General features: G+C 61.7%; 4 protein-coding genes and 3 pseudogenes. 6 read left to right on the top strand and 1 reads right to left on the bottom strand.

All coding sequences use genetic code 11. The features are described 5' to 3' along the window. Positions 1–161: pseudogene (locus L9Z73_RS24380) on the top strand (LysR family transcriptional regulator); the annotation flags it as partial. Here the strand turns inward: L9Z73_RS24380 and L9Z73_RS24385 are convergent. Further along, complete coding sequence (locus L9Z73_RS24385) at positions 133–387, bottom strand: hypothetical protein (protein ID WP_017848398.1); 255 nt, start codon at positions 385–387, stop codon at positions 133–135. The pseudogene L9Z73_RS24380 and the gene L9Z73_RS24385 sit on opposite strands and share 29 nt — an antisense overlap. 162 nt (positions 388–549) lie before the next feature. Between L9Z73_RS24385 and L9Z73_RS24390 the strand changes: the two are divergent. From L9Z73_RS24390 to L9Z73_RS24410, 5 genes and pseudogenes are all read left to right on the top strand, one after another. Then, positions 550–864, top strand: a pseudogene (locus L9Z73_RS24390) (DUF883 family protein); the annotation flags it as partial. Beyond that, positions 861–1,655: pseudogene (leuB, locus tag L9Z73_RS24395) on the top strand (3-isopropylmalate dehydrogenase); the annotation flags it as partial. The pseudogenes L9Z73_RS24390 and leuB, both read left to right, overlap by 4 nt. Positions 1,656–1,719: 64 nt before the next feature. Beyond that, the gene (asd, locus tag L9Z73_RS24400) at positions 1,720–2,832 is read left to right on the top strand and encodes an aspartate-semialdehyde dehydrogenase (RefSeq protein WP_048718908.1); all 1,113 of its coding nucleotides are present in this window, start codon (positions 1,720–1,722) and stop codon (positions 2,830–2,832) included. Positions 2,833–3,080: 248 nt separating this feature from the next. Then, positions 3,081–4,091, top strand: coding sequence for an aspartate-semialdehyde dehydrogenase (locus L9Z73_RS24405; RefSeq protein WP_247406537.1), 1,011 nt, complete (start codon positions 3,081–3,083; stop codon positions 4,089–4,091). A 162-nt stretch (positions 4,092–4,253) separates the two neighbouring features. Next, positions 4,254–5,366 (top strand): type IV pilus assembly protein FimV (locus L9Z73_RS24410; RefSeq protein ID WP_282598750.1); only part of this gene is annotated, 1,113 nt, incomplete at its 3' end.

Raw genomic sequence — 5,366 nt, forward strand, 5'->3', positions numbered from 1 at the left:
CACGCATGACGGGCTTGCAGGTGCTGCCTTGCCCGTTGGCGCTGCCGCGCTACCCGGTGGAACTGGGCTGGCGCACCCAGGCTCAACTTGATCCGATGTTGCTGAAAGTCCGCGAAGCGATTGTCGCCAGCTTTACTTTGCCGCTGCCATCAGCTTGTTGACTTCGCTGCGCACCATATTGGAGAACTCCGGCGGCGACATGCCGTCGAGTTCCGCGCGGACCCATTCGGCCCACTTGCCCTTGCGCTTGGCGCGCTCGCCGAACAGGCGCGCGGCTTCGCCCTTGGCCTTGCCCAGGTTGCTTTGCCACAGGTCGTAGAGACGGGACTTTTCATCTTCCAGCTCGGCGCGTTCGGCGAGGGTCTTGTTGGCGAGATTGAAGCTCATGTTGAATTTCCTGCTGCACAAATAGGTGACATCTTACACTGTAGGTCTAAGTTTCCTGATTCAGTTTTCGCATACCCACAGCGGCCAGCAAAAAACTGCAACTTTTTCCGCCGCCCGACACTCCATTGTTCACTGTCACATTTACCTGCAAGGAGTCACCCAATGGCCCGTAAATCTGCCGCCCAAGCCGTCGAAGATCAAATCAAGGATCAAGCGTTCAGCGAACTGACTGCGCTGATCGAAGAGTCAGACAAACTGCTCAAAAACAGCGCTTCCCTGGTGGGCGAAGAAGGTGAAACCTTGCGCGAGCAGGTCGCTATCAAGCTCAAGCAAGCCCTCGATTCGGTGTCCCATGTGCGCGAGCGCAGCAAGCCGGTGGTGGATGCCACCGAAACCTACATCGGTGGTCACCCGTGGCAGACCGTGGCGATTTCCGCAGGCTTTGGCCTGGTGGTCGGCCTGCTGCTCGGTCGTCGCAACTGGGTCTGTTCGGCAACCTGCGCCCGGCGATCCTCTACCCGCAACTGGCCGACGCGTCGAGCCTCAAGCCGGAAGTGGTGGCGGGCCTGGATATCATGATCGTGCGCGAGCTGACCGGCGGTATCTACTTCGGCTCGCCGCGCGGCGTGCGCGAACTGCCAAATGGCGAGCGCCAGGCCTACGACACCTTGCCGTACAGCGAAAGCGAAATCCGCCGTATCGCGCGGGTCGGTTTCGACATGGCCCGCGTGCGTGGCAAGAAGATCTGCTCGGTCGATAAGGCCAACGTCCTGGCCTCCAGCCAGTTGTGGCGCGAAATCGTCGAGGAAGTCGCCAAGGACTACCCGGACGTCGAACTCAGCCACATGTACGTCGACAACGCCGCCATGCAACTGGTGCGCGCACCGAAGCAGTTCGACGTGATCGTCACCGACAACCTGTTCGGCGACATTCTGTCCGACCAGGCGTCGATGCTCACCGGTTCCATCGGCATGCTGCCGTCGGCGTCCCTGGATACCAACAACAAGGGCATGTACGAGCCGTGCCACGGCTCGGCGCCGGACATCGCCGGCCAGGGCATTGCCAACCCGTTGGCGACTATTTTGTCGGTGTCGATGATGCTGCGTTACAGCTTCAATCTGAGCGACGCAGCGGATGCCATCGAGAAGGCCGTGAGCCTGGTGCTGGACCAGGGCTTGCGCACTGGCGACATCTGGTCGAAGGGTTGCACCAAAGTCGGTACGCAAGAAATGGGCGACGCAGTAGTCGCCGCGCTGCGGAATCTGTAATCTCTCCGGCCCGCTTGCAGTTATTGCTGCAAGTCGGCCCACTTTTTAACAAGGTGTAGTTGCGATGAAACGTGTAGGTCTGATCGGTTGGCGCGGTATGGTCGGTTCCGTGCTCATGCAGCGGATGCTGGAAGAGCAGGATTTCGATCTTATTGAGCCGGTGTTTTTCACCACTTCGAACGTGGGCGGCCAAGGGCCGTCCGTGGGCAAGGATATTGCTCCGCTCAAGGACGCCTACAGCATTGAAGAGCTGAAAACTCTCGATGTGATTCTGACCTGCCAGGGTGGCGACTACACCAGCGAAGTCTTCCCCAAGCTGCGCGAAGCCGGCTGGCAGGGTTATTGGATCGATGCTGCATCCAGCCTGCGCATGCAGGACGATGCGGTGATCGTTCTCGATCCGGTCAACCGCAAGGTCATCGACCAGCAGCTCGACGCGGGCACCAAGAACTACATCGGTGGCAACTGCACCGTCAGCCTGATGCTGATGGGTCTGGGCGGCCTCTTCGAAGCCGGCCTGGTCGAGTGGATGAGCGCGATGACCTATCAGGCGGCGTCCGGCGCCGGCGCGCAGAACATGCGCGAACTGATCAAGCAGATGGGCGCGACCCACGCGGCCGTCGCCGATCAACTGGCCGACCCGGCCAGCGCGATCCTCGACATCGACCGCCGTGTGGCCGAAGCCATGCGCAGCGACGCGTACCCGACCGAGAACTTCGGCGTACCGTTGGCCGGTAGCCTGATCCCATGGATCGACAAGGAACTGCCGAACGGCCAGAGCCGTGAAGAGTGGAAGGCCCAGGCCGAGACCAACAAGATCCTCGGTCGCTTCAAGAGCCCGATCCCGGTGGACGGCATCTGCGTGCGCATCGGCGCCATGCGTTGCCACAGCCAGGCGCTGACCATCAAGCTGAACAAAGACGTGCCGATCGCCGATATCGAAGGGCTGATCAGCCAGCACAACCCATGGGTCAAGCTGGTGCCGAACAACCGCGACATCAGCATGCAGGAGCTGAGCCCGACCAAGGTCACCGGCACCCTGAATGTACCGGTGGGACGTCTGCGCAAGCTGAACATGGGCACCCAGTACCTGGGCGCGTTCACCGTCGGCGACCAACTGCTGTGGGGCGCGGCCGAACCGCTGCGCCGCATGCTGCGGATTCTGCTGGAGCGTTGATCGCGTAAGGCACTAAGAAAAACCCGCGACTGGCGACAGGCGCGGGTTTTTTATTGTTCTTTCGGGCGCTATCGGGGGCAAGCCCCCTCCCACATTCGACCGAATTCCAGCGTTGAAAGGCTGTTCACTGTGGGAGGGGGCTTGCCCCCGATAGCGCCGTCAGCTACACCGCAAGCCCCGGGCTAATTGCCTCACCCCCAGCCACCCGGTAAAGTGCCGCTCCCCCCGCAATGCCCGAGGCAGCCCCCATGACCCAGACCTTTGATATCGCCGTGATCGGCGCCACCGGCACCGTCGGTGAAACCCTGGTGCAGATCCTCGAAGAACTGGCTTTCCCGGTGGGCACCCTGTATCTGCTGGCGGGCAGTAACTCTGCGGGCGCGTCGGTGCCGTTCCGTGGCAAGAACGTGCGCGTGCGGGAAGTCGATGAGTTTGATTTCAGCAAGGCGCAACTGGCGTTTTTCGCGGCCGGCCCGGCGGTGACCCTGAGCTTCGCCCCGCGAGCCACGGCAGCCGGCTGTTCGGTGATTGATTTATCGGGCGCATTGCCGGCCGCGCAGGCGCCTCAGGTGGTGCCGGAAGCCAATGCCCATGTGCTGGACGGTTTGAAAAAGCCTTTCCAGCTCGGCAGCCCGAGCCCGTCCGCCACCAACCTGGCGGTGGTCCTGGCGCCGCTGCGCGGCGTGCTGGATATCCAACGTGTCAGCGTTACCGCCAACCTGGCGGTGTCTGCTCAGGGCCGTGAAGCGGTCAGCGAGCTGGCGCGCCAAACCGCCGAGCTGCTGAATGTGCGCCCACTGGAGCCCAAATTCTTTGACCGGCAGATGGCGTTCAACCTGCTGGCACAAGTCGGCACGCCGGACGCCCAGGGTCATACAGAGCTGGAGAAACGCCTCGTACACGAACTGCGCGCCGTGCTGGAAACTCCTTTACTAAAGATTTCCGCAACTTGCGTTCAAGCCCCGGTGTTTTTTGGCGATAGCTTGACTGTGTCTTTGCAATTGGGCTCGCCGGTCGACCTCGCCGTCGTCAACCGCGCTCTCGACGCTGCAGCGGGTATCGAGCGGGTGGAGGAGGGGGATTACCCGACTGCGGTGGGTGATGCCGTCGGCCAGGATGTAGTCTACGTCGGCCGAGTGCGTGCGGGAGTGGACGATCCGGCGGAACTAAATCTGTGGTTGACGTCAGATAACGTACGCAAAGGCGCCGCACTGAATGCGGTGCAGCTGGCGCAGTTGTTGATAAAAGGCCTTGTGTAAAAGATACTTGGCGGCAATTTGTAGATTGATTCTAACCAGGCGCTATGCTTGGCCCCAAGCAGGAACAGTTGCGCGTCGGTGACCTATCGGCTCGCCGTGCCTTATGGCAACGGTTACCAACCTTCTCGCAGGCCGGGGAGTGTTCAAACAAAGGATGAGGCTATGGTTCAAGTTCGCAAACTGGTGTTAGCAATAGCGGCCGCCTCGGCGCTGTCCTCCGGTATGGCGCAGGCGCTGCAGCTTGGGGAGATGACCCTCAAGTCGAAGTTGAACCAGCCATTGTCGGTGGAAATCGAATTGCTCGACGTCGGCGGCCTCACGGCCTCCGAGATCACCCCGAGCCTGGCATCGTCCCAGGCGTTCGTGGATGCGGGGGTCGATCGCCAGGCGTTCCTCAGCGACCTGACGTTTACTCCGGTGATCAACCCTGCCGGGCGCAGTGTGGTGCGTGTCACGTCGAGCAAGCCGCTGCCTGATTCCTACGTGCGTTTCCTGCTGCAAGTGCAATGGCCGAATGGCCGCCTGATGCGTGACTACAGCGTGTTGCTCGACCCGGCCAAGTTCGACCAATCGACGCCGACCAACACCGTGGCCACGCCTCGTTTGAGCGCACCTGCGGTGAGTGTGCCCGCCCAGCACACCACTACGGCCCATGACACGCTGTGGGAAATCGCCGAAAAGCATCGCAATGGCGCTTCGGTGCAGCAGACCATGCTGGCGATCCAGGCGCTCAACCCTCACGCTTTTGTCGATGGCAACATCAACCGTCTGAAAACCGGTCGCGTGCTGCGCCTGCCGGATACCGTACAAAGCACGGCGCTGCCACAAACCAAAGCCATTGCCGAAGTGACCGCGCAGAACGCTGCCTGGCGCCAGGGCCGTCGCGCCGCGACCAATCAAGCGGCTGGCAAGCAGCAGCTGGACGCGACTAAGCGCACCCAGGCAGGCAATGCGCCAGCTAGCACCAATGCCAAGGACAGCTTGAGCCTGGTTTCGGCCGAAGCGGCCAAGAAGGGTGCGAAGGGTAAGGCGGGTGATAGCCAGGCCCTGGGCGACAAGCTGGCGATGGCCCAGGAGCAGCTCGACACGACGCGCCGTGACAACGAAGAACTGAAAAGCCGCGCAGCAGACCTGCAGAGCCAGTTGGACAAGCTGCAAAAGCTGATCCAGCTCAAGAACGATCAACTGGCCAGGTTGCAGGCTGAAAAAGGCGACCCGGCAGCCCAGGCGGCAGCGGTCATGCCCGCGCAGTTGGCCGGTGAGCCGCCCGTCCCT

It is taken from the genome of Pseudomonas emilianonis (genome assembly GCF_023072625.1).
Lineage (GTDB): Bacteria > Pseudomonadota > Gammaproteobacteria > Pseudomonadales > Pseudomonadaceae > Aquipseudomonas > Aquipseudomonas paraveronii.